The sequence below is a fragment of the Rhodococcus wratislaviensis genome (genome assembly GCF_041228765.1).
GTDB lineage: Bacteria > Actinomycetota > Actinomycetes > Mycobacteriales > Mycobacteriaceae > Rhodococcus_F > Rhodococcus_F wratislaviensis.
On sequence record NZ_CP150488.1, the window covers coordinates 6,191,482 to 6,215,015 of the forward strand.

Below are 23,534 nucleotides of genomic sequence, written 5' to 3' on the forward strand. Positions count from 1 at the left end.
TCACGCCAGACGGATCAATCCGTAGTCGAACGCGTGCCGCCGGTAGACGACGGTCGCCTTGTCCGACTCCTTGTCATGGAACAGGAAGAAATCGTGTCCCACCAGCTCCATCTCGTACAAAGCGTCGTCGACGGTCATCGGCGTGGCCTTGTGTTCCTTGGTACGCACGACATGACCCGGCGTGTGCTCGTCCGACACCTGACCGTCCAGGGAGATGTCGGGACTGATGCCGAGACTGTCGTCCTCGGCGAGTGCGGCGGTGGCCTCCGCCACCGACACCGGGGTCTTTTCCCCGTAGTGGACCTTTTTGCGATCCTTGGTGCGGCGGAGCCTGCTCTCGAGCTTGGCGGTCACCGACTCGAATGCTGCATAGAAGCTGTCGGCGCACGCCTCGGCTCGGGCTACCGGCCCCTTGCCTCGGGCAGTGATCTCGACGCGCTGGCAGTTTTTCCTCTGGCGTCGATTGGGTTCGTGGTGAAGTTCGACATCGAACAGGAATATGGAGGGATCGAAGCGCTCGAGGCGCGACAGCTTCTCGGAGACGTACACGCGGAAGTGGTCGGGTACCTCGACGTTGCGTCCCTTGACGACGATCTCGGCGTTGGGGGTATCCGTCTTCTCTTGTGCATCCGTTGTGCGGTCGTCGACGAAAACCGAGGCTTGCGAAGGGGTCGTCACTCGTACCTCCCGATTACGGCCCCGCCCCTTGATGGGCGGCGGCGAGTTTGAGCAATGCCGGAAGGGGGTCCGCCCGGCACCAGGTTCGAAGTTCCACCTCCTACCTGTGTTTTCGGGTGTGTCCGCGACGCTAGTACGTAACGCGCGCGAGTGCCACTGTTCGGCAGAATTTCATCTGACACCCGCCACGACGACCACCGCACTCACTCGGATACCTGCTCGCGACAGCACCCGGACCGACTCGGCGGCGGTCGCCCCGGTGGTCGACACGTCGTCCAGCAGTACCACCGAGATACGTTGCAGTGCAGCCGGTCCCGACGAGAGAAGCCGCGCGAATCCTTCCCCGCTGCGCGTCAACCGGACGCCACCCTCGAGGTTTACTCGACGTTGATCTGCGCTCAGTCCGACCGAATCGCGCACGGCGTGTCGCATCACGAGCGCGGGGCACACGCGTCTGCCTCCCACCGCGGCGACGGCGATCCGGGCGACGGGGTCGCCGCCGCGTGCACGGGCGGCCCGGGGACGCGTCGGAGCCGGCACCAGAACCACCGGGGCCACGTTCGGCGGGTCGAGTTCACCCCACTGCTGCAGACGGCCCAGGGCGCCAGCGACGGCGGATCCGAGGGGCGCAGCGAGATCACGCCGCCCGCGTTCCTTCGCGGCGATCACGGCCCGACGGCGGGCACCCGAGTACGGTCCGAGTGCCCACACCCCGACCCCGGGATCGACGCGGGGCCGGAGCAGCACGGGATCGTCTGCCAACTCCGTGGCGCAGCGGGCACACCACTGAGTGCCCGGCACCCCGCACCCGCCGCATTCGGCGGGCAGGATCAGGTCGAGCAGGCTCCGGAGGCCGGGCAGGGCGCGCATGCGGGCAGTATCGGCGACCGCACCGACAGCCTCAGCCCGGCAGGACCGGGATCGCCTTCACACCCGTCAACCCGGGAACCTCCCGCCAGTACCGGTCGCCCGCCGGATCGTTGTTGTTCAACTGGAACACCGCCCGGGAGTCGGCGACGAACTCCGTGGTCGTCGACGCGTCCACGGCGACCACCGGTGCGGTCAGGTTGCGACTCGGCAGCGCGTCCATCCGCGAGCCGTCGACGGCCACCTGCACCACCGGGATGTCCGAGGCGGCGCGCGCGACGACGATCGTGTCGCTCGTGCTCCAGTCCAGGGACAGCGCCGGGCTGCCCAAGCCGATCGCGACCGCACGGGGATTCGTCAAAGCGTACTCACCACCCGGCATCTGGGTGACGATGGCGAGATAGACCTTGCCGTCGACGATCAGTGCCGCCCGTACCCCGTCGCGGGACAGCCGCAACTCGGTGATCGTGGCACCCAGCGCGGTGACGGCGCCGGCATCGACGTTGACCACCGACGTCCGGCCGGTGCCGGGCTCGCGCAACACCCGAATGACGGTGTTGCCGTTGACCGCTGCCCAGATCGCCGAATTGTCGGGTGCCCATGTCGGGCGGGTGATCGCGCCGCCCTCGAGCACCGACGCGGCACCGTCCTCGTACGCGCCGACCATGAGCGAACTCGCGGGTTCCGGCGCGGGACGCCCGGTGTCCGCGACGGCGGCGACCAGCTTTCCGTCCTGGGACAGTGCGAGCGAACGCATGTTGCGGGCCGAACCGAAGTACCCGGGCACCGGAGTGACACCGGTTTCGGTGACGCTCACCATCGACCCCTCACGCAGCGCGTGCAACCCCACGGTGGCGCTCGACGTCGCGAACGGGTTCATGGACGCGACGTCGGCGGTGGTCCACCCGTTCGGGAACCGCTCGTCGAAGGGCTCGCCGTCGGCGAGCAGTACATACGGACCCGAGATCTCCGCGTTGGCCAGCGTCCAGATCACCTGCGCTGCGAACAGCTGCTTCGCCTGCGCGTCCATCGGCGGCACGCCGGCGAAGTCGATCCGGATCCCGCCGAGCCCCACCCCCACCTGCGCGGTGCGGCCGTCGGCCTTCGTGATGGGGCCCCGCACCGACACCCCGTCGCCGAGCTCGTTGCGCACGGCCGGGGCCAGGGCGGCCTTCGGGCCGTCGATCAGCAGCCCGATCAGCTGCGACGCCATCTGGTCCTGGGCGCCCGACACCCAGCGCGGATCCGGTACCACCGTCGTCCCGGCCGGGTCGAGGAAGTACAGCGATTTGCGCTGGTAGGTATTCAGGAACTGCGCCCGGTCGAGGATCACGCCTGCGGGGAGCTCGGAGATCCGCCACTCACCGCCCTGCAGCTCCAGACTGATCTTCGTCTCGAAACTGCCCTCCTCCGCCACGTACAGTCCGCCGGGCTCGAGCTGCCCCACCTTGTTGGCGCGGATCGTGTACGTCGCCTGGTCGGCCGACCGTGTCTCCGGCAGGACGTCGACCTTGTCGACGATGGTCGCACTGGCCGCGTCGTCCCACCTGCCGGACACACCGGGGGTGAGGAATTGGCGGGCGGCGAGGTGCCGGTCGGACGGATCGGTGCTGGCCTTGAAGAAGTCGCGCAGCAGCAGGTCGGGTTCACGCCCCGGCGCCGGGGCCGCGACGCTCGATCCGGGCGAGTCACGATTGATCGTGCCGATCGCCTGCGGTGTGGAGGAATCCGGGAGGCTGGCGCACCCACTGACCGTCACGAGGACCGCGAGGGCGATCGCACCGCACACCGACCGCGACTGAAGGGCGGATCGCCGGCCGGGCATCACAGGTCCCGCTCCGGAAGGTGCGAACCGTCTCGGTCACCGACGTGCGCACGCTCACGCTTCTGGGGAACCGTGCGAGACTCGTCGGCCGCCGTCTCCGGACTCTCATTGCGCACCGGCAACGTGGTGTCACCCGGGACGGGCTGCCCCTGAACGTATTTCGCGGTTCCCGGCTTCAGCGGCAGCGGGCTCGACACGACCTTCCGGCCCCGCACCCGCGGCAGCGTCAGCCGGAAGCAGGCGCCCTGCCCTGGTTCGCCCCACGCCTCGAGCCTCCCGTCGTGGAGATTCGCGTCCTCCACGCTGATCGCGAGTCCGAGGCCGGTACCGCCCGACCGTCGCACACGCGACGGGTCGGACCGCCAGAACCTGTTGAACACCAGCTTCTCCTCGCCCGGCCGCAGGCCCACGCCCTGGTCGCGCACGATGAACGCCGCAGCGCTGTCGTCGGCGCGCAGGCGCAGGAGCACCGGTTTGCCTTCTCCGTGATCGATCGCGTTCGCGAGGAGGTTCCGCAGAATGCGTTCCACGCGACGCGGGTCCACCTCGGCCATGACTGCCTGATCGGGCAGGTCCACGATCAGTTCGGTCCCGCTCTCGCGGGCGAGGTGACGGACCGTCGAGACCGCCGCGCGCGCACACATCCGGATGTCCAGTTGCTCGGCGGCCAGTTCCGCGACACCGGCGTCGTGTCTGCTGATCTCGAGGAGGTCGGCCAGCAGCCCCTCGAACCGGTCGAGTTCGGCGACGAGCAACTCCGACGACCGCCGGAGGACGGGGTCGAGATCGTCGCTGCCGTCGTGGATGAGATCGGCCGCCATGCGCACCGTCGTCAGCGGTGTCCGCAGCTCGTGGCTCACGTCGGAGGTGAATCTCTTCTGAAGGTTTCCGAACTCTTCGAGCTGGGTGATCTGTTTCGACAGGCTCTCCGCCATCTCGTTGAACGACATCGCGAGCCGGGCCATGTCGTCCTCACCGCGCACGGGCATGCGTTCCTTCAGCCGGCCGTCGGCGAACCGCACCGCGATCCGGGACGCCGACCGGATGGGCAGAACCACCTGCCGTGCGACGAGGAGCGCGATGGCCGCGAGCAGCACGGCGAGCACCGCACCACCCACCAGTAGCGTGCCGCGGACCAGCGACAGGCTGCGGTCCTCACTGGCCAGCGGGAACACGAGGTACAGCTCGAGCGTGGAGATCGCCGACGCGGTCGGGCTCCCGACTATCAGAGCCGGCCCCGAATAGCCTTCGGGATCGTTCACGGTGGCGAACTGGTAGGCCACCTGACCGGCCTGGACGAACGCCCGCAGTGATTCCGGGATCTGGTCCGCCGGACCGCTGGATGTCGGGGCGCGAGGACCGTCACCGGGCACGATCAGCACGGGATCGAACGTTCCCGCCGACCCCGACGCCTGACCGGCGTCGGGCTCCCGGTTCGTCAGCGCCGCCCGGGCGCCGTCGAGCTGCGTGGTGGGCGAACTACTGTCGTCCGCGCCGGCCAGCTGCCCCTCGACCGTGCTGCGGGCACGGTCCATCTCCTCGGTCGCCGCGTTGATCTTCGTTTCGAGCAGACGATCGGTGATCTGACTCGTCAGCACGACGCCGAGCACGACGATGACGATGAGCGACAACGTCAACGTCGAGACGACGACCCTCAGCTGCAGCGATCGACGCCACGTGTGCGCGAGGGTATTGCTCAGTGAGTGACCCCACCGAAGGATCGGCGAAACGCGTCGGTTGACACGACGCCGCCATCGGGAAACACCTGTCACGGCGGTCCGGCCTTGTAGCCGACCCCCCTGACCGTCAAAACCACTTCGGGATTCTCGGGATCAGTCTCGACCTTGGCCCGCAGACGCTGAACGTGCACGTTGACCAGGCGGGTGTCGGCTGCATGTCGGTAACCCCACACCTGCTCGAGCAGGACCTCGCGGGTGAACACCTGTCGCGGCTTGCGCGCCAGAGCCACCAGGAGGTCGAACTCGAGGGGGGTGAGGGAAATCAGTTCTTCGCCCCGGCTCACCTTGTGGGCGGGAACGTCGATGACGATGTCGGCGATGCTGAGCAGCTCCGCCGGCTCGTCCTCGGTCCGGCGAAGCCGTGCCCGGACCCGCGCCACCAGTTCCTTCGGCTTGAACGGCTTCATGATGTAGTCGTCCGCGCCGGATTCCAATCCGAGGACCACGTCGACGGTGTCCGTCTTCGCGGTCAGCATCACGATGGGGACACCGGAATCGGCCCGCAGGACGCGGCACACGTCGATGCCGTTCATGCCGGGCAGCATCAGGTCGAGCAGCACCAGGTCCGGGCGTGTCTCCCGGACCGCGGTGAGCGCCTGGGTCCCGTCCCCCACCACATACGGATCGAATCCTTCGCCGCGGAGGACGATCGTGAGCATCTCCGCGAGCGCAGTGTCGTCGTCGACAACCAGAATCCTTGGCTTCATGTCCCTATCGTTGCATCTTCGGAGGCCGTAACAGCCCGTTCGCCGTTACGGCGTGCCGTGTTCTTTCTCGTCACGGCGTGCCGTGTCGTCACTCAAGAGTGCCAGGTTTTCGGCGAGCGTGACCGGATCGGTGTCCGGAGTGAGCACCCACCACGGCGAAATCCAGTCCTTCACGGCCAGCTCGCGGTACACCTCGCCGGTGCGTTCCTGCAGTCCACGGTCGCGTTCGTAGGCGTCGAGCGACCGGCTCGCATCCGCCGATTCGCGGCCGCGGGCGCGTTGCGCGGCGAGGGCAACGGGAACGTCCAAATACAGCTGCAGGTCGGGCCGGGGCAGCCCCAACCGTACGAATTCGAGGTTCGCCACCCACTCGACGAACTCGCCGTCCGCCCCCTGATGCAACCGGGCCGCACCGTAGGCGGCGTTGGACGCCACATAGCGGTCGAGAATCACCAGGTCGTGTTCGGCGAGCAGCGCGGACAGCTCCCCGACGGCGCCGGACCGGTCCAGCGCGAACATCACGGCCATCGCGTGCACGGAGTCGCTGAGGTCACCGTGCGCGCCCTTGAGAGCCTCGGACGCCAGATCCGCGTGCACGGACCTGCCGTACCGCGGAAAGTCGAGGGTGCCGACCGTCAGGCCCTGTTCGGTGAGGCGTGCCACCACTGCGCCGACGAGTGTTCGCTTGCCCGCGCCGTCCAGGCCTTCCAGCGCAATCAGTTTTCCCACGAGGAAGAAGGCTATCCCCCGGCCCGTACGCGACGGACCGGGGGACGCCGCGATCTCTAGTACCGGTAGTGCTCGGGCTTGAACGGGCCCTCGACGTCGACGCCGATGTACTCCGCCTGCTCCTTCGTGAGCTTGGTGAGCGTGCCACCGAGCGCTTCGACGTGGATCTTCGCGACCTTCTCGTCGAGGTGCTTCGGGAGGCGGTACACCTCGTTGTCGTACTCCTCCGGCTTCGTCCACAGTTCGATCTGCGCGATCACCTGGTTGGAGAAGCTGTTGCTCATCACGAACGAGGGGTGGCCGGTGGCGTTGCCGAGGTTCAGCAGGCGGCCCTCGGACAGCACGATGATCGAGTGGCCGTCCTTGAACCGGAACTCGTCCACCTGCGGCTTGATGTTGATGCGGGTGACCTCGCCGGAGCGCTCGAGGCCGGCCATGTCGATCTCGTTGTCGAAGTGGCCGATGTTGCCCAGGATGGCCTGGTGCTTCATCTGCTTCATGTGCTCGAACGTGATGATGTCCTTGTTGCCCGTGGACGTGATGACGATGTCGGCCCAGCCGATGGCCTGCTCTACCGTCTTCACCTCGAAGCCATCCATCAGCGCCTGGAGGGCGTTGATGGGGTCGACCTCGGTGACCGCGACGCGGGCACCCTGTCCACGCAGAGCCTCCGCGCAGCCCTTGCCGACGTCGCCGTAACCGCAGACGAGCGCGGCCTTGCCGCCGATCAGCACGTCGGTGCCGCGGTTGATGCCGTCGAGCAGCGAGTGCCGGGTGCCGTACTTGTTGTCGAACTTGCTCTTGGTGACCGAGTCGTTGACGTTGATGGCCGGGAACGCGAGTTCACCGGCGGCCGCGACCTGGTAGAGACGCAGGACACCGGTCGTGGTCTCCTCGGTGACGCCCTGGACCGATTCCGCAACCTTGGTCCACTTGGTCTTGTCGGCTTCGAGGGACTGACGCAGCAGGGCGAGGAACACCTTGTACTCGTCGGAATCCTGCTCGTCGTCCGTGGGCGGCACGACGCCTGCCTTCTCGAACTGCGCGCCCTTGAGGACGAGCATCGTGGCGTCGCCGCCGTCGTCGAGGATCATGTTCGCGGGCTTGTCTGCGTCCGGCCAGGTGAGCATCTGCTCGGCGGCCCACCAGTACTCCTCGAGCGTCTCGCCCTTCCACGCGAAGACCGGGGTGCCCTGCGGCTCCTCGGGCGTGCCGTGCGGGCCGACGACGATCGCGGCGGCGGCGTGATCCTGCGTCGAGAAGATGTTGCACGAGGCCCAGCGGACCTCGGCGCCCAGCGCAACGAGCGTCTCGATGAGGACGGCCGTCTGGATGGTCATGTGCAGCGAACCGGAAATGCGAGCACCCTTGAGCGGCAGCACCTCTGCGTACTCGCGGCGAAGCGCCATCAGTCCCGGCATCTCGTGCTCGGCGAGCCGGATCTCCTTGCGGCCGAACTCGGCGAGCGAAAGGTCCGCCACCTTGAAATCGATCCCGTTTCGGCTCTCGGCCACGGGCGTGGTTGAAACTGAGGTCGTCATCTGCCTCTCCTGGTTGACTGCTGTTTCGATCAAGGCTATCGGTACTGCGGGCCGAAGGTCACACTCACGTGAGGCTGCGCCGCGGAGCGGTCACTCCCGATCGGCCCCGTCGACCGCCTCGTCCACGAAAGGCCCCAGAAGAGCACCCAGATCCTCGGCGACGTTGGCCTCGGATTCGGGTGGCATCGAGATGTAACTCATAGCGAGGCGCACGATGGCGCGGCTGAGAATCCCCGCGTCCGACGGGTTCGCCCGCACCCAGCACCGCTGGAAGACGTCGGCGAGCCGCGTGGACGCCCGCTCGATGATCGGCGCGCTCTCGGTCGTGATCAGACGCAGCAGATCGGGCTTGGTCTCGCCGCGCAGAAGTGACTGCACGAGCGGGTCGGACAGGCTCGCCGCGAAGAACGCGGTGAACCCGGAGAGCAGCGCGGCACGACCCTCCCCGACGTTCGCCACGAGCGCCTCGTCGACGGCGTCGACCAGCTCGTCGGCCAGCCGGAGGGCGTACGCCTCCGCCAGCCCCTGCCGGGACTTGAACTCGTTGTAGAGCGTCTGCCTGCTCACCCCGGCGCCGGTCGCGACATCCGACATCGTGATGTCCGACCAGTCCTTCTCGAACAAGAGATCCCGCATCGCATCGAGCACCGACTGACGCAGCAGCAACCGCGCAGCCTCCTGATAGGGCACCCGGACACGCGACGAAGTCATGGCGAAGACATTAGTGCCCGCCGCCTGCGGGGTACTCGCCCGGTACTGCCGCTCCGGCCCCCGGACGTCGAATCCCGTTGCGTGTCAGACCTCGCCGCGGCTTCGTCGCTCCATCATCGAGTGGCGGCGGCTGTAGGCGAAGTAGATGATCACGCCGAGCGCCATCCACACGATGAACCGGATCCACGTCTCCACGGACAGATTCACCATCAACCACAGGCAGGCGAGGACGGCGAGGACGGGCACCCACGGAACCAGTGGGACACGGAATCCGCGGGGCAGGTCCGGTCGCGTCCGGCGCAGCACGATCACGCCGACCGACACGAGGACGAACGCGAACAGCGTTCCGATGTTGACCATCTCCTCGAGGGTGCCGATCGGGAAGATTCCCGCGAGCACCGCCACCACGACACCGACCAGCACGGTGATCCGGACGGGTGTGCCGTGCTTGCCGGTCGGCGCCAGCCGCCTCGGCATCAGTCCGTCCCGGGACATGGCGAACAGAACCCGGGTCTGCCCGAGCATCAGCACCATCACCACGGTGGTCAGGCCCGCCAGCGCACCGAACGAGATCAGGTTCTTCGCCCACGTGATCCCGTGGATGCCGAACGCAGTGGCCAGATTGGAACTGTCCCCGGCCAATTCGTGGTAGTCGACCATGCCGGTGAGCACCAGCGTCACCGCCACGTACAGGATCGTCACGATCAGCAGCGATCCCAGAATTCCGCGGGGCAACGCCTTCTGCGGATCCTTCGTCTCCTCGGCGGTGGTGGCGACGATGTCGAAACCGATGAACGCGAAGAACACCAGGCTCGCCGCCGCCAACAGCCCGTACCAGCCGAACGTGCTGCCGCCGGCTCCCGTGACGTAGGAGAACAGGGACTGATGGATGCCCTCGCCCGTGCTGCCCGCCTCGGACGGGGGGATGTACGGGGAGTAGTTGTCGGTGTCGATGTAGAACGCGCCCACCACCACCACCACGAGCACCACCGCCACCTTGATCGAGGTGATCACGAGCGAGACCCGCGACGACAGCTTGGTGCCCGTCGCCAGCACGACGGTGATGATCGCGACGATGAGTACCGCACCCCAGTCGAACGTGACCGAGCCGATCTGCGCCACCGGTGTGTGGTTGCCGATCACCTCACCGAGATAGAGCGACCAGCCCTTCGCCACGACCGACGCGGCGAGCGCGAATTCGAGGATGAGGTCCCAGCCGATGATCCACGCGATCAGTTCACCGAACGTCGCGTAGGAGAACGTGTACGCGCTGCCCGCGACCGGGACGGTCGAGGCGAACTCGGCGTAGCAGAGCGCGGCGAGCCCGCACGCGATGGCGGCGATCACGAACGCCGCCGACACCGAAGGACCGGCGACGTTGCCTGCGGTGCGCGCGGTGAGCGTGAAGATGCCGGCACCGATGACGACGGCGACACCGAAGACGGTCAGGTCCCACGCCGTCAGATCCTTGCGGAGTTTGGTTTCCGGTTCGTCCGTGTCTCGGATCGACTGCTCGATCGACTTGGTGCGGAACAATCCGGTCGGCCTGCCGCCTAGGTGCGGTTCTCCGCTGCCTTTGTCCTGGATGGCCACATCAGCCTCCTCAATCGAAAGTTGCCGTTCAGCCTATGCTTCGGTTGCCCGGAACAGGTCGGGTTCGATGTAGATGCGGCGAGCCGCGGGGACTGCGCCGCGTACGCGCGCTTCGGCCTCGTCGATGGCTTCGGCGACCGCGCTGATGTCCGATCCGGCGGCCACGGCCACTTTCGCGGCCACGAGGATTTCCTCGGGTCCGAGGTACTGCGTCTTGCAATGGATGACGCGCTCGATCTTCTCGCCGTCGACGAGCGCGGCGAGAATGCGTGACTCCTCGTCGGCGGTCGCTCCTTCACCGATCAGCAGGCTCTGCATCTCGACGATGAGGATGATCGCGATGATTCCGAGCAGGGCGCCGATGCAGAGGGTGCCGACACCGTCCCACACCGGATCCCCGGTGAGCATCGTCAGTCCGACACCACCGAGCGCGAGAACCAGACCTACCAGTGCGCCGGTGTCCTCGAGCAGCACGACGGGAAGCTCCGGGCTGCGCGACGTGCGAATGAATCCCCACCAGCTCGCCCGTCCCTTGAGGGGACGCGACTCCCGCACCGCGGTGATGAAGCTGAACGTCTCGAGCCCGATGGCGATCACCAGGATGACCACCGCCACGAGGGGGGACGTCAGTTCCTCGGGGTGCTGGATCTTGTGGATGCCCTCGTAGATCGCGAACAGCGAACCGAGGCTGAACAACACGAGTGCGACAACGAACGAGTAGAAGTATCGGCTACGCCCGTAACCGAACTGGTGCAGATCGTCGGCGGCGCGTTCGGCCTTCTTCTGGCCGAGCAGCAGCAGGCCCTGGTTGGAGGTATCGGCCACCGAGTGCACGGATTCCGCCAGCATGGACGACGAGCCGGTGATCAGGAAGCCGGCGAACTTGGCAACCGCGATACCGGCATTGGCGCCGAGCGCGGCGAGAATCGCCTTCTTTCCCCCATGAGCCGACAACTGACTTCTCCTCTCGGTCGCACACGACCCTCACGACGGGCCGCGGAGCCCTTCTCGGATCGCAGGGCGGGTCACAGGCTACGCGATCGGCGGGCCGACCCTCGCACTGAACAACTGGGCGCACTCGGTGCCCGCGGTCACCACCACTTCAGGGTCCTCGGCCGCAATCCAGACGGCGTTGCCCTGAGACAATTCGAGGGCATCGGTTCCGCACCGCAGCTCCACCGAACCCGAGGTGCACAGCAGAATGTGCGGCCCCTCCGAGTCGAGCCGGTGCTCGGTCGGGCCGTCCGGCGACAGGTCGATCCGCGCGAGGACGAATTCCGGCGCGGGCGTGGCGTACACGAACTCGCCACGGCCCGGGCGCTCCTCCGCCTCCAGTATCGGAATGTCGACGGTGTCGAAGTCGAGGACGCGCAGCAACTCCGGAACGTCCACGTGCTTCGGTGTGAGCCCCCCGCGCAGCACGTTGTCGGAGTTGGCCATGATCTCGACGGCCATCCCGTGCAAGTAGGCGTGGAGGTTGCCCGCGTCGAGATACAGCCCCTGCCCTGGTTCGAGGGTGACCCGGTTCAGGAGGAGCGCGGCGAGCACACCCGCGTCCCCCGGGTACACCTCGCTCAATTCGAGGGCCGTGCGGATCTCCGCCGCGAACTCACCGTCCTTGGTGTTCGACAGATAGGCAACGCATCCGTCGAGCACCCTCGGCATCAGCGCGCCGAGCACCGGCTGCGGCAACGTGATCCACGTGGTGAACAGCGCGCGGAGACCGTCCGAGTCGGGTTGCCCCGCAATCAGGCCGGCGTAGGGCTGCAGTTCCGGAACCGCGATCGCCTCGAGCAGTTTGACCGTGCGCTCGGGATCCCGGAAACCGGCGAGCGCGTGGAACCGGCTGAGCGCCACGACGAGTTCCGGTTTGTGGCTGGCGTCCTTGTAGTTGCGGACCGACGATTCGAGGGGAATTCCCGCCTCGTTCTCCCGGGCGAACCCCTCCCACGCCTGCTCGGCGCTCGGATGGGCCTGCAACGACAGAGGTTCCTCCGACGCGAGCAACTTCAGCAGGAACGGGAGGCGTTCGCCGAACGTCTCCACACTCCGCTTGCCGAGCTGGCGTTCGGGTTCCGAGTGCACCAGGTCCAGAAGGGACCGGGGCCCCTCCTCGGTGAGGACGCGGGCGGGATCACCCGGGTGCGCGCCCAACCACAGTTCCGCCTCCGGATGGGCCGTCGGAACCGGAAGTCCACGCAGCTGTGCGATGGCTGTGCGCGATCCCCATGCGTAGGACCGGAGCGCACCTTCGAGTCGGTGCACTAGATACCGCCGATCAACTGGAGATACGCGGCAGTCATGTCGAGCCTGCCGACGAGAACCGCCGCCTGTTCCAGCTCGGGACGCTGCGACGGAACCTGACCCTCGTCCGAGGACGCGACGACGAGGTCGACGTCGCCCAGGGCGGCGATCCTGCGTTCGACGAGCATCCGATCGGCGTCGGCCGACAACACGAACGTGCGCACCGGGCTCGCCGAGGGCGGACCGTCCAACTCGGGATCGTGGAATATCGAGTCGTGTGCGGAGAGCGCCTGGTCGACACGGAACGTGCCCGCCGCGCTCAGGACGTCCGGGAGTTCCGACGCGGTCGCCACGCGGCCCGCGTGCAGCAGCGCCTCGGCGCCGTGCCGGGCCAGTTCCACCGTGCTCTCCGTGTCACCCGTGAGCACGATGCGGCGTCCCTGCATGCGGGAGGCCAGCGATTTCGCGGGATTGTGGAACACCTCGCTGTTCGGCCTGTCACGCAGCGCCTCACCGTCGACGGCGTCGGCGATCTGCTCGAGGTCGGGAACCTCGTCGCCCCAGCGTTCCGAACCGACCACCCGGAGGACGGCCAGCAGTACGGCGAAGTACCGCAGCAGACCGTGCCGGGTGAGTGCCCGGACCCGCGGCGCGAACATGACGACCCGTCCGGCCGCCGCGGCCTGCAAGGGTCCCTCGTCCGGCGCCGCCACCACCACTTCGGCGCCGCGGCGCACCGCCGCGTCGATGGCCTGCACGAGCCGGGGGTCGCCTGCGTCGTCGCCGGCCACCACCACCACGTCGAGTGGGCCCACCCACACGGGGGTCCGGGTGGCGCGCACCAGCGGGAAACCGATCCGTTCGGCCAGGACCGCCGTCAGGATCGCAGCCCCACGGCTGGCACGCCCCGCGCCGGTCACCACCACCACGCTGCGCGGACGCAGTCCCTGCAGTCGTTCGAGAGCCCCCTCCTCGACCGCGGACCGGGTGGCCCGGATCTGGGCACCCCCCATGGCGGCGGAACGCAACACACCCTCGGTGTCCGCCGCGACCAGTGCGTCCCCGTCGTCCAGATCGAACAGGGGCGTCGGCGCTGTCATGACACCGCACCCCCTTTCTTCATCGGTGCAAGCCACATTCGCAACACGAGCAGAACCTGTAGTTCCAACTATGGCAGTCAGGCTCGGACGATGCCCAGTATCTCGGTAACGAGTGCATCTACCTCGGCCGCCGTCGCCGCCTCGACGTTGAGTCGCAGCAGCGGTTCGGTGTTGGAGGCCCGCAAGTTGAACCACGCGCCGTCCGCCAGTTCGACCGTGACACCGTCGAGCCGGTCCACGACCGTGGTGCGGTCCGCGAACGCCGACAGCACCGCGTCGGTCCTTTCGGCGGCGTCCGCGACGGTCGAGTTGATCTCTCCCGACGCCGCGTACCGCTCGTACTTCGCCATCAGCTCGGACAGCGGACGATCCTGCTCCCCCAGTGCTGCGAGAACATGCAGTCCGGCGAGCATCCCGGAGTCGGCGCCCCAGAAGTCGCGGAAATAGTAGTGCGCGGAGTGCTCGCCGCCGAAGATCGCGCCCGTCTCGGCCATCTGCTGCTTGATGAACGAATGCCCCACCCGGGTGCGGACCGGGTGTCCGCCCAGCTCACTCACCAGCTCGGGCACCGCGCGGGACGTGATGAGGTTGTGGATGACGGTCGCGCCGGGCTCCTTCGCCAGCTCCCGCTCCGCGACCAGGGCGGTGACGGCGGACGGCGACACCGGGTTGCCGAGCTCGTCGACCACGAAGCAGCGGTCCGCGTCGCCGTCGAAGGCCAGACCGATGTCGGCACCGGTCTCACGGACGTACCGTTGCAGATCCACGAGGTTCGCCGGGTCGAGCGGATTCGCCTCGTGATTCGGGAACGTACCGTCCAGCTCGAAGTACAGCGGCTCCAGCTTCACCGGCATGGGCTCGAACACGGCGGGAACGGTGTGCCCGCCCATTCCGTTGCCCGCGTCGACAGCCACCGTCAGCGGGCGGAGGTCGGAGAGGTTCACCAGTCCGCGGACGAAACTCGCGTACTGCTCGAGCACGTCCTCCTCGGACACCGTGCCGGGAGCGCCGTCGAACGCAGGAACCCCGTCGACGACCTCGGCCGCAATCGTGGAAAGGCCCGTCTCCTGCCCCACCGGCTTGGCGCCTGCGCGGCACAGCTTGATGCCGTTGTACTTCGCCGGGTTGTGGCTCGCCGTGAACATCGCACCCGGGCAGTCGAACAGCCCCGAAGCGAAATACAGCTGGTCGGTGGACGCGAGTCCGATGAGGACGACGTCCAGTCCCTGGGCGGTGACGCCGTCGGCGAACGCCCGGGCCAGCTCCGGAGAGGACGCGCGCATGTCGTAGCCGATCACGACCTTCGTGGCGCTGTCTTCGCGGACGAGTCGTGCGAATGCGCCGCCCACGTCCTGCACGAATGCGGCGTCGATGTGTTCACCGACGACACCCCGCACGTCGTAAGCCTTGATCACGGCATGTACGGACTCGGCTGATCGCGCCACTTCTTGTTTCTCCTTTACGAGCACCAGTGCTGGCGCAAGCCTAATGCCTGCCCGTCGCGGGCCCGGCACGCCGCGGACCGCAGGCCCGGAAGCAGGCCGGGACGTCAGTTGGAAGGGTCGGGAAGTACCCGCAGGTGGCCGCGGCGACCGGTGCGCGCCGGGCCGGGCTGGGTGCCGGTCTCCGCGCGTTCCTCGGTGGACACGGCCCGGTCGGACCGCCCGCGATCGCCGAGACCCGCCTCCCGCACGGCCTCCGCCAGCGCGGTCAGGTCGTCCTCGTCCGGAGTGCTCGACGAGAACCCACCCTCGTACCGAACCAGTTCCCAGCCCTTGGGTGCGGTGATCCTCGACGCGTGCGTTTCGCACAGATCCCACGAGTGCGGCTCGTCGACCGTGGCGAGCGGGCCGACGACGGCAGTGGAGTCGGAGTACACGTACGTGAGCGTCGCGACAGCGGGGTTCTTGCACCCGGGGCGGCAGCATCGACGCAGAGATCTCACAGCTAGGGAGCCTAGCCCCACGAAGGCCCGACACCTACTCGGACACACCGAGAGTGTGCGGCTGTCGTAATGTCCACACCATGTCCAGAGCACGACGCAGGCGTCCCGTGACCACCCGATCCGTCGACCGACGGGGACGGGGAATCCGCGGGTCCGTGTTCCCTCCGGACGCACCGGCACGACGGAGCCGCGCAGAGAAGTTCGATCTGGTGGTGCTCGAGGCGTTCGCGCCGATCGACGCGCGCTGGCGCGAACGCCTGACGAAGCTGGACATCGCCGTCGACGAGGTTCCGAAGATTCATGCGCTCGACCCGGATTCGGTCAACTGGCCCGCCGAGGTCGTGGCGGACGGGCCCGTACCGCTGTCCCGACTGATCCCGGCCGGCATCGACCGGCACGGATCTACGACGCGGGCGCGAGTCGTCCTGTTCCGGCGACCGCTCGAACAGCGCGCCAAAGACCCGGACGACCTCACCGACCTGGTGCACGACGTGCTCGTACAGCAGGTGAGTACGTACCTCGGAGTCGAACCCGAGGTCATCGACCCGGATTTGCCGGGCGACGAAGACTGACTAGACGATCCCCCGCTTCAGGCGCCGGCGCTCGCGCTCCGACAATCCACCCCAGATACCGAACCGCTCGTCATTGGCCAGTGCGTAGTCGAGGCATTCGTCCCGCACCTCACAGCCCAGGCAGATGCGCTTCGCTTCCCTGGTGGAGCCTCCCTTTTCGGGGAAGAAGGCCTCAGGGTCGGTCTGCGCACAGAGCGCGCGTTCCTGCCACTGGTCCTCGATGGTCTCGAACAGCTCGTCGAAACCGGTCACCAGACTCAACGCCGGGCGAGGGCCCGTCGTCTCGACTTCCTGTGCGACGAGTTCTCGCACAGGAATTTCTTTCACACTGTCTTCTTGCACACAGACTTCTTGAACACAGACGCCGTCCGCTGCGCCTGCTTCGGAATTGGTCTGCGGTTCGTCGCTTACTGTGCTCCAGCGAGTCTCCGACTCGATCTGCTCATTGGGCATCGTTCCGCCTCCTCACCTGTGATAGCGCAGAAAATTTCGATCGATCATGTACCCCGAACCGAACACCCCTGCCACCCGTTCGAACAACCGTTCGAATTGATCCCCGCTGCAAGTGATTCCACGCCCACAACGTCGGAATGACATATTTGTGATTAGACACGCCCAGCGTGTCGCGGTCAAGCTAACCGTCGAAAGTCGATTACTATTTCGCGCTCTCAAATCGCTCCGGGGAAGCAGCTCACAGGAGGCGGACAGCCACCGCCTAGGCTTGCATCGTGAACGTGACTGTATTGGTTGGCGGGGTGGGCGGGGCCCGGTTCCTGCAAGGTGTGCGGAGACTTCTGGGGGCCGATTCGGGCCATCGCATTACCGCGGTCGTCAATGTCGGGGACGACGTGTGGATGCACGGGTTGCGGATCTGCCCGGACCTGGACACCTGCATGTATACCCTCGGTGACGGTATCGACACCGAGCGTGGGTGGGGGCATGCCGGTGAAACCTGGAACGCCAAGGCCGAACTCGCCGCCTATGGTGCGAAACCGGATTGGTTCGGGCTCGGTGACAGGGACATCGCCACGCATCTGATCCGCACGCAGATGCTGCGGACGGGGTATCCGTTGTCGGCGGTGACCGAGGCGCTGTGCAACCGGTGGCAACCGGGTGTGACCCTGCTGCCGGTGACCGACGACCGTAGCGAAACTCACGTCGTGATCACCGACCCGCAAGACGGGGAGCAGCGGGCGATCCACTTCCAGGAGTGGTGGGTTCGGTACCGCGCCCAGGTCCCGACGCACAGCTTCGCGCACATCGGCGCCGAGCAGGCCGCCCCGGCGCCCGGAGTGCTCGAGGCGATCGAGAGCGCCGACATCGTGCTGCTGGCACCGTCGAATCCGGTGGTCAGTGTCGGCGCGATCCTGGCGGTGCCCGGGATCCGCGGCGGCCTGCGTACCACCGCCGCGAAGGTGGTCGGTGTGTCGCCGATCGTCGGCGGAAAACCGTTGCGGGGCATGGCCGACGAATGTTTGGACGTGATCGGGGTGGACACGTCGGCGGAGGCGATCGGCCGCTGGTACGGGGCCCGGTCCGGGACCGGGATCCTCGACGGCTGGCTGGTCCACGACACCGACACCGCCGAGATCCCCGGCGTGAACGTGGCCCGGGTGCCGCTGATCATGACCGACCCCGACGCGACCGCCGCGATGGTGCGGGCGGCGCTGGACGTGGCGGGGGTGACACTGTGACCGACCCCACCGGAGCGTCCCGGTCCGATCACGCCCCGGGCGGTGCGGTCGAGATCCGCCCGGTGACCGGCCTGCCCGAGTTCCGGCCCGGCGACGACCTCGCCGGCGCGGTGGTCGCGGCCGCGCCGTGGCTCGCGGATGGTGACGTGCTGGTGGTCACCAGCAAGGTGGTCTCGAAGGTGGAGGGCCGGATCGTGTCCTCGCCGACCGACCCGGAGGAACGCGACGCCGCCCGCCGGCGGCTCGTCGAGCAGGAAGCGGTGCGGGTCGTGGCCCGCAAGGGCCGGACCCTGATCACCGAGAACCGGCTCGGGATCGTGCAGGCGGCGTCGGGCATCGACGGCTCGAACGTCGAGGGCTCCGAACTCGCGCTGCTGCCCGAGGACCCGGACGGCAGCGCCCGCGCCCTGCGGGAGGCGATCGCGGTGGCGCTGGGGGTGCGGGTGGCGGTGGTGGTCACCGACACCATGGGCCGGGCGTGGCGCAACGGGCAGATCGATGCCGCGATCGGTGCGGCCGGGCTTGCGGTGCTGCACGGGTACGCCGGGTCCCGCGACAGTCAGGGCAACGAACTGGTGGTGACGGAGGTGGCGGTCGCCGACGAGATCGCCGCGGCGGGGGATCTGGTCAAGGGCAAACTCGGCGGGGTGCCGGTCGCGGTCGTGCGGGGCCTGGATGTGGCCGACGACGGGTCCGCCGCACAGGATCTGATCCGGCGCGGCGCCGAGGACCTGTTCTGGCTCGGCACCGCCGAATCCGTCGAGATGGGGCGGGCGGAGGCGCTGCTGCTCCGCCGCTCGGTCCGCCGGTTCGCCGACGACCCGGTCGAACCCGGCGCGGTCCGGGCGTCGATCGCGCAGGCCCTGACCGCGCCGGCGCCGCACCACACCCGGCCGGTCCGGTTCGTGTGGGTCCGCACCCGCACCGTCCGCGATGCACTGCTGACCCGGATGGCCGAGCAGTGGCGCACCGACCTCACCTCCGACGGGATGAGCGCCGACGCTGTAGCCGCGCGGGTGGCCCGCGGGAACATCCTGTTCGACGCACCGGAGGTGATCATCCCGTTCTGCGTCCCCGACGGCGCCCACCACTACCCCGATGAGCGCCGGCGGGCGGCGGAGTCGACGATGTTCACCGTCGCGGTCGGTGCCGCGGTGCAGGCACTGCTGGTGTCGTTGGCGACCAAGGGAATCGGCAGCTGCTGGATCGGGTCGACGATCTTCGCCGCCGACACCGTCCGCGCCACCCTCGACCTGCCCGCCGACTGGCAACCACTCGGCGCGATCGCCGTCGGCCACCCCCTCGAACCACTCACCCCCCGACACGCCGCCGACCCCGGCGACGCCCTGATCGAGAGATGAGCCACGCGCAATGAGCGCCGAATCACTACACCGCACCGCGACCGCCGCGCTCGAAGGCTGGAAAACGCTCGACGAGAACGACGAATCGTTGCGGCACACCATGCTCGCGTTCCTCGCGTCGGCGCCGCTGGGCTGCCTACGCGAGCACGTACCCGGACACATCACGGCGTCCTCCCTCGTCCTGGACGAGGGGGGATGTCACGTACTCCTGACCCTGCATCCCCGGGTCGGCCGGTGGATCCAATTGGGCGGGCACTGTGAGCCTTCCGACGAGACCGTCGTCGATGCCGCGCTGCGGGAGGCGTGCGAGGAATCGGGAATCCCCGACCTCCGGATCGATCCCGACCTGCTGTCGGCGCACACCCACCCGATCACGTGCTCACTCGGACAGCCCACCCGGCACCTCGACCTCCGGTTCCTCGTCCGCGCGCGACCCGGCGCCCACATCGTGCGCAGCTCCGAATCGACGGACCTCCGCTGGTGGCCGGTGGACGCACTGCCGCCGAACGCGGAGAAGTCCACGATCGACCAGCTCGTGCACCTGGCCGGACTGCGCTAGCGGAGCGGCTCCAGCGTCGGGCGCTTCGCCGCGATACGGTCGCCGGAGGATGTTCCCCAGACGGGCCGCAAGTTGCTCGGCAACCCGATCCGATCATCCGCGTAATCCGTTGGGACGCCTCGGGTCCGGATCGCCGATCCCTCCGTAAACGAATCGTCGAGCGCCACTTAGCGTGTGAAGCCGCGCGTCACTTCACCAGCGCTTCTGCGGAAGCCGGGCCCTTCATGGCCGGAGGTAGCCGATCAGAGTTGCGTGGTAGAGCCGGGACTGCACGGCTGTCCCGGGATCAGGGCTGTTTCTGGTTGGTGATGTATGGGGCGACGTTTGATAGCGGGGTCTCCGGCGGAGGCAACGAAATATGATGGTGGCGAAGAGTGACTGCAGAGGTTCGCCCGGGTGTGGTCGGGGAATTGCTGTCGCGGACAGCGGCAACAACTGCACTCGTGGGCGTATGCACAGTTGCGGGACTTCGTCACCTACAAAGCCGCGTCGGTGGGTGTCCCTGTGGAGGTCATTAACCCGCGGAACACCTCGCGGACGTGCTACCCGTGCGGGCACGTCGACAAGGCAAACCGGATCACACAGGATCGGTTTGTGTGCCGGGTGTGTGGACATGTCGATCAGGCAGATCACAATGCCGCGTTGAACATCGCCTACCTGGGGTACGTGAAGTACATGACCACGACGCACGGCTATTGGGCCGCCTAATCAACCGGCCTACAGTCGGCGCGCACCTGACAGCCAGTCGGGGACGCGACTGCCAAACCCCGCCCTTCAGGGCAGGGGTACGTTGATCTCTCACACGTCCGTGCTGAACCGGACCCCACCGTCGGGCAGGGTCACTCCCGGCCACACCCGGGCGCCGCGCAGGAGTTCGCACCGGGCGCCGATGTCGGCTCCGTCACCGATCACCGCGTCACGCACCAGCGCCCGCGGCCCGATGCGTGCGCCGAAACCGATGATGGACCGTTCGACGGTCGCTCCGGCCTCGACCACGGCACCGTCGAACAGCACGGCGCCGTCGAGTCGTGCGCCCGCACCCACCTCGGCGCCGCGGCCGACGACGGTTCCGCCGATCAGCAGCGCACCCGGGGCGACACCCGCACCCGGGTGGACGAGCGATTCGCCGCGGGGCCCGTCGAGCGCAGGCGACGGAGCGATGCCGCGCACCAGGTCCGCGGAACCGCGCACGAAGTCCTCGGGGGTGCCCATGTCGCGCCAGTACGAGGAGTCGACGTGTCCGTACACGCGGGCGTCCTCGGCCAGCAGCGACGGGAACACCTCGCGCTCCACCGACACCGCGCGTCCCTCGGGGATCCGTTCGATGATCTCGCGCTTGAAGACGTAGCAGCCGGCGTTGATCTGGTCGGTCGGCGGGTCCTGCGTCTTCTCGAGGAACGCGGTCACCCGGCCGTCCGCGTCGGTGGGCACGCAGCCGAACGCCCGCGGATCCCCGACCCGCACGAGGTGCAGGGTGACGTCGGCGTCCCGGTTCCGGTGGGTGTCGAGGATCGCGCCCAGGTCGGTGCCGCCGAGGACGTCGCCGTTGAAGACCATGGCGTGGTCACCGCGCAGCTTCGGCAGAACGTTGCGGATGCCGCCACCGGTGCCGAGCGGTTCGGTCTCGGTGACGTAGTCGATCTCGAGTCCCAGCTTCGAGCCGTCGCCGAAGTACTCCTCGAAGACCTCCGCCTTGAAGGATGTGCCGAGGACCACGTGCGTGATCCCGGCCGCCCCGATCCGGGCGAGCAGATGCTGGAGGAACGGCAGACCCGCCGTGGGCAGCATGGGCTTGGGCGCCGACAAGGTCAGCGGGCGAAGCCTCGTTCCCTTACCGCCGACCAGCACCACTGCATCGGTCGTCTTCTCAATTGCCATGAGTCGTTCCCCCCTCGTTCTGGTTCGTGCGTCGTTCCCGGACTGCGGCAGCCACGGCGATCTTCGACCGCACTGCCAATCCTCCCCGAAGTGCCCACCGCAGCGGCGCCTGCCACCAGTGGGGATGACGATCGGCCTGGAACCGGTACGCGCTCTGATGGTGAGCGGGCAGCATCAGTTCCGGATGCTTGCCCGCGGCGTGCCCCTTCGCGTGGGTGACCTCCGCGGAGGGCACGTACACGTTGAGCCAGCCGGCCTTGCCCAGCCGGTCACCGAGGTCGACGTCCTCCATGTACATGAAGTAGCGGGAATCGAAGCCGTCGATCGAGTCGAAGGCCGCGCGGCGCATCAACAGGCACGAACCGGACAACCAGCCGACCGACCGCTCACTGACCGTCTCGTTCTCCTGGCGGTAGCCGGCAGTCCACGGGTTGGACGGCCACACCGTGCCCAGAACCGCGTGCCCGGCCCCGGACACGAGGTCGGGCACCTGGCGCGCCGACGGGTAGACGCTCCCGTCGGGTTCCAGCACGAGAGGGCCGAGCGCCCCCGCTCGGGGCCAGCGCTCGGCGGCCGCGAGGAGTACGTCGATCGATCCGGGCGCCCAGCGAACATCCGGATTGGCGATGACGACGAATTCGATCTCGTCGTCGATCTCCGCCACAGCCCTGTTGATGGCACCGCCGTAGCCGATGTTCCCGCCGGTCCGCAGCAGGCGCACGTGCTCGTGCGCCGCATCCGCGGCCTCGGGGGCGCCGTCCGTCGATCCGTTGTCGGCCATCACGACCTGCGGATCTTCTTTCGTCGCCTCGGCGAGAGTGCCCAGGAACTGCTCCAGATGCTCGCCTGGCGAATAGGTCACCGTCACCACGGCCAGCTTCGAACTCACGCGGGCAAGCGTAGCCGTTGAAACAGGGTCCGCCTCACACCACTGCATGCAGGGCTGCATGCAACGCGTCTCGCCACGGCCGCAACGGGGTCAGCCCGGCGTCGGCCCACGCACGGCCGGACAGGACCGAGAAGGCCGGTCGCGGGGCGGGCCGCACGAACTGGGCGCTCGTGCACGGGCGCACGCGCCCAGGGTCCGCACCTGCCTCCTCGAACACGGCACGCGCAAGGTCGAACCAACTCGCCCGGCCCGAGTTGGTCGCGTGCAGCACCGGTGCATCGACGTCGCCGCGCGCGGCGAGTTCGAGCAACGCATCGGCCAGGTCGCCTGCGAATGTGGGCGAGCCCACCTGATCGTCCACGACGTCGACCGTGTCACGTTCACGCTCGAGCCGGAGCATGGTGGAGACGAAGTCGGAGCCGACCCCGGTGTAGACCCAGGCGGTGCGCACGACGTGGGCGGACGGAAGCGCTGCGTGAACGGCGCGTTCGCCGGCGAGTTTCGTGCGCCCGTAGGCGGTCGCCGGTCCGGTCGGGGCGTCCACCTCGTACGGCGTGTCGGCCTGCCCGGCGAAGACATAGTCGGTGGAGACGTGGATCAGCCGGGCACCCGCCCGGGCGCACGCCGCCGCCAGGTTCGCGGGCCCCGTCTCGTTCACCGCCCGGGCGGTGTCCTCGTCCGACTCCGCAGCGTCGACCGCCGTGTACGCGGCACAGTTGATCACCACCGATCCGTCTTCGACCTGCGCCTTCACCGCGTCGGGGTCGGTGATGTCGAGTTCGTCCGACCCCACACCCCGGGCCCGAATTCCGGTCGCCTCCGCTCGTCGGAGGACATGCCCACCCAACTGTCCGCGGGCGCCGGTCACAAGGATGTTCGTCACGGGGGTCAGTCTGGCACGC

22 protein-coding genes and 1 pseudogene are annotated in these 23,534 nt (G+C 68.0%); 5 read left to right on the forward strand and 18 right to left on the reverse strand.

Annotated features, from left to right (window positions below):
• The 14 genes from hpf to WKC72_RS28805 all read right to left on the reverse strand — a co-directional run bounded on the left by hpf (position 1) and on the right by WKC72_RS28805 (position 15,679).
• Positions 1–678 carry a ribosome hibernation-promoting factor, HPF/YfiA family gene (gene hpf, locus WKC72_RS28740; RefSeq protein ID WP_037245130.1) on the reverse strand — a complete coding sequence of 226 codons (678 nt, stop codon included), beginning with the start codon at positions 676–678 and terminating at the stop codon, positions 1–3.
• Between the two features lie 171 nt (positions 679–849).
• Positions 850–1,548, reverse strand: a complete 699-nt coding sequence (locus tag WKC72_RS28745; protein ID WP_112299300.1) for a ComF family protein — start codon at positions 1,546–1,548, stop codon at positions 850–852.
• Between the two features lie 31 nt (positions 1,549–1,579).
• Complete coding sequence (lpqB, locus tag WKC72_RS28750) at positions 1,580–3,373, reverse strand: MtrAB system accessory lipoprotein LpqB (RefSeq protein WP_081792783.1); 1,794 nt, start codon at positions 3,371–3,373, stop codon at positions 1,580–1,582.
• On the reverse strand, positions 3,370–5,142 hold the full coding sequence (gene mtrB / locus WKC72_RS28755) for an MtrAB system histidine kinase MtrB (RefSeq protein ID WP_370180521.1): 1,773 nt from the start codon (positions 5,140–5,142) through the stop codon (positions 3,370–3,372). Before mtrB ends, lpqB begins: the two co-directional genes overlap by 4 nt.
• Positions 5,139–5,816 (reverse strand): MtrAB system response regulator MtrA, encoded by a 678-nt coding sequence (gene mtrA, locus WKC72_RS28760; protein WP_005240059.1) that lies wholly within the window; start codon positions 5,814–5,816, stop codon positions 5,139–5,141. The genes mtrB and mtrA overlap by 4 nt, the downstream gene beginning before the upstream one ends.
• Before the next feature lie 45 nt (positions 5,817–5,861).
• Complete coding sequence (locus WKC72_RS28765) at positions 5,862–6,545, reverse strand: dTMP kinase (RefSeq protein ID WP_037245116.1); 684 nt, start codon at positions 6,543–6,545, stop codon at positions 5,862–5,864.
• Between the two features lie 56 nt (positions 6,546–6,601).
• The gene (gene ahcY / locus WKC72_RS28770) at positions 6,602–8,086 is read right to left on the reverse strand and encodes an adenosylhomocysteinase (protein ID WP_037245113.1); all 1,485 of its coding nucleotides are present in this window, start codon (positions 8,084–8,086) and stop codon (positions 6,602–6,604) included.
• 90 nt (positions 8,087–8,176) lie between these two features.
• Positions 8,177–8,797: a TetR/AcrR family transcriptional regulator gene (locus tag WKC72_RS28775; protein ID WP_037245110.1), complete on the reverse strand. Its 621-nt coding sequence runs from the start codon at positions 8,795–8,797 to the stop codon at positions 8,177–8,179.
• 84 nt (positions 8,798–8,881) lie between these two features.
• A complete protein-coding gene (locus WKC72_RS28780; protein ID WP_009479525.1) occupies positions 8,882–10,390 on the reverse strand; it encodes an amino acid permease in 1,509 nt (502 codons plus the stop codon).
• A 33-nt stretch (positions 10,391–10,423) separates the two neighbouring features.
• Positions 10,424–11,344, reverse strand: a complete 921-nt coding sequence (locus WKC72_RS28785) for a cation diffusion facilitator family transporter (protein ID WP_037245103.1) — start codon at positions 11,342–11,344, stop codon at positions 10,424–10,426.
• Between the two features lie 78 nt (positions 11,345–11,422).
• Positions 11,423–12,655, reverse strand: coding sequence for a mannose-6-phosphate isomerase, class I (gene manA / locus WKC72_RS28790; protein WP_037245101.1), 1,233 nt, complete (start codon positions 12,653–12,655; stop codon positions 11,423–11,425).
• Positions 12,655–13,734: a hypothetical protein gene (locus WKC72_RS28795; protein WP_009479522.1), complete on the reverse strand. Its 1,080-nt coding sequence runs from the start codon at positions 13,732–13,734 to the stop codon at positions 12,655–12,657. Before WKC72_RS28795 ends, manA begins: the two co-directional genes overlap by 1 nt.
• Before the next feature lie 77 nt (positions 13,735–13,811).
• Positions 13,812–15,179 (reverse strand): phosphomannomutase/phosphoglucomutase, encoded by a 1,368-nt coding sequence (locus tag WKC72_RS28800; protein WP_112299299.1) that lies wholly within the window; start codon positions 15,177–15,179, stop codon positions 13,812–13,814.
• A gap of 104 nt (positions 15,180–15,283) precedes the next feature.
• Complete coding sequence (locus WKC72_RS28805; RefSeq protein ID WP_037245096.1) at positions 15,284–15,679, reverse strand: DUF3499 domain-containing protein; 396 nt, start codon at positions 15,677–15,679, stop codon at positions 15,284–15,286.
• Positions 15,680–15,759: 80 nt separating this feature from the next.
• On the opposite strand from WKC72_RS28805, the gene WKC72_RS28810 reads away from it, so the two are divergent.
• Positions 15,760–16,251 carry a metallopeptidase family protein gene (locus tag WKC72_RS28810; RefSeq protein ID WP_029539455.1) on the forward strand — a complete coding sequence of 164 codons (492 nt, stop codon included), beginning with the start codon at positions 15,760–15,762 and terminating at the stop codon, positions 16,249–16,251.
• Here WKC72_RS28810 and WKC72_RS28815 read toward each other — a convergent pair whose 3' ends face one another.
• A complete protein-coding gene (locus tag WKC72_RS28815; protein WP_166680705.1) occupies positions 16,252–16,512 on the reverse strand; it encodes a WhiB family transcriptional regulator in 261 nt (86 codons plus the stop codon).
• 467 nt (positions 16,513–16,979) lie between these two features.
• On the opposite strand from WKC72_RS28815, the gene cofD reads away from it, so the two are divergent.
• The 4 genes and pseudogenes from cofD to WKC72_RS28835 form a co-directional block, all read left to right on the forward strand.
• Complete coding sequence (gene cofD / locus WKC72_RS28820; RefSeq protein WP_112299298.1) at positions 16,980–17,945, forward strand: 2-phospho-L-lactate transferase; 966 nt, start codon at positions 16,980–16,982, stop codon at positions 17,943–17,945.
• On the forward strand, positions 17,942–19,306 hold the full coding sequence (locus WKC72_RS28825; protein WP_112299297.1) for a coenzyme F420-0:L-glutamate ligase: 1,365 nt from the start codon (positions 17,942–17,944) through the stop codon (positions 19,304–19,306). The genes cofD and WKC72_RS28825 overlap by 4 nt, the downstream gene beginning before the upstream one ends.
• A 10-nt stretch (positions 19,307–19,316) precedes the next feature.
• Positions 19,317–19,865, forward strand: coding sequence for an NUDIX hydrolase (locus tag WKC72_RS28830; protein ID WP_037245087.1), 549 nt, complete (start codon positions 19,317–19,319; stop codon positions 19,863–19,865).
• A 417-nt stretch (positions 19,866–20,282) separates the two neighbouring features.
• Positions 20,283–20,573, forward strand: a pseudogene (locus WKC72_RS28835) (zinc ribbon domain-containing protein); the annotation flags it as partial.
• 90 nt (positions 20,574–20,663) lie between these two features.
• Here the strand turns inward: WKC72_RS28835 and WKC72_RS28840 are convergent.
• The 3 genes from WKC72_RS28840 to rfbD are packed head-to-tail and all read right to left on the reverse strand — an operon-like array spanning position 20,664 to position 23,515.
• On the reverse strand, positions 20,664–21,743 hold the full coding sequence (locus WKC72_RS28840; RefSeq protein ID WP_037245084.1) for a sugar phosphate nucleotidyltransferase: 1,080 nt from the start codon (positions 21,741–21,743) through the stop codon (positions 20,664–20,666).
• Entirely contained in the window at positions 21,733–22,632 is a 900-nt protein-coding gene (locus WKC72_RS28845) for a glycosyltransferase family 2 protein (protein WP_037245081.1), read from the reverse strand. The genes WKC72_RS28840 and WKC72_RS28845 overlap by 11 nt, the downstream gene beginning before the upstream one ends.
• Positions 22,633–22,666: 34 nt before the next feature.
• A complete protein-coding gene (gene rfbD / locus WKC72_RS28850) occupies positions 22,667–23,515 on the reverse strand; it encodes a dTDP-4-dehydrorhamnose reductase (RefSeq protein ID WP_370180523.1) in 849 nt (282 codons plus the stop codon).
• Positions 23,516–23,534 lie beyond the last annotated feature (19 nt).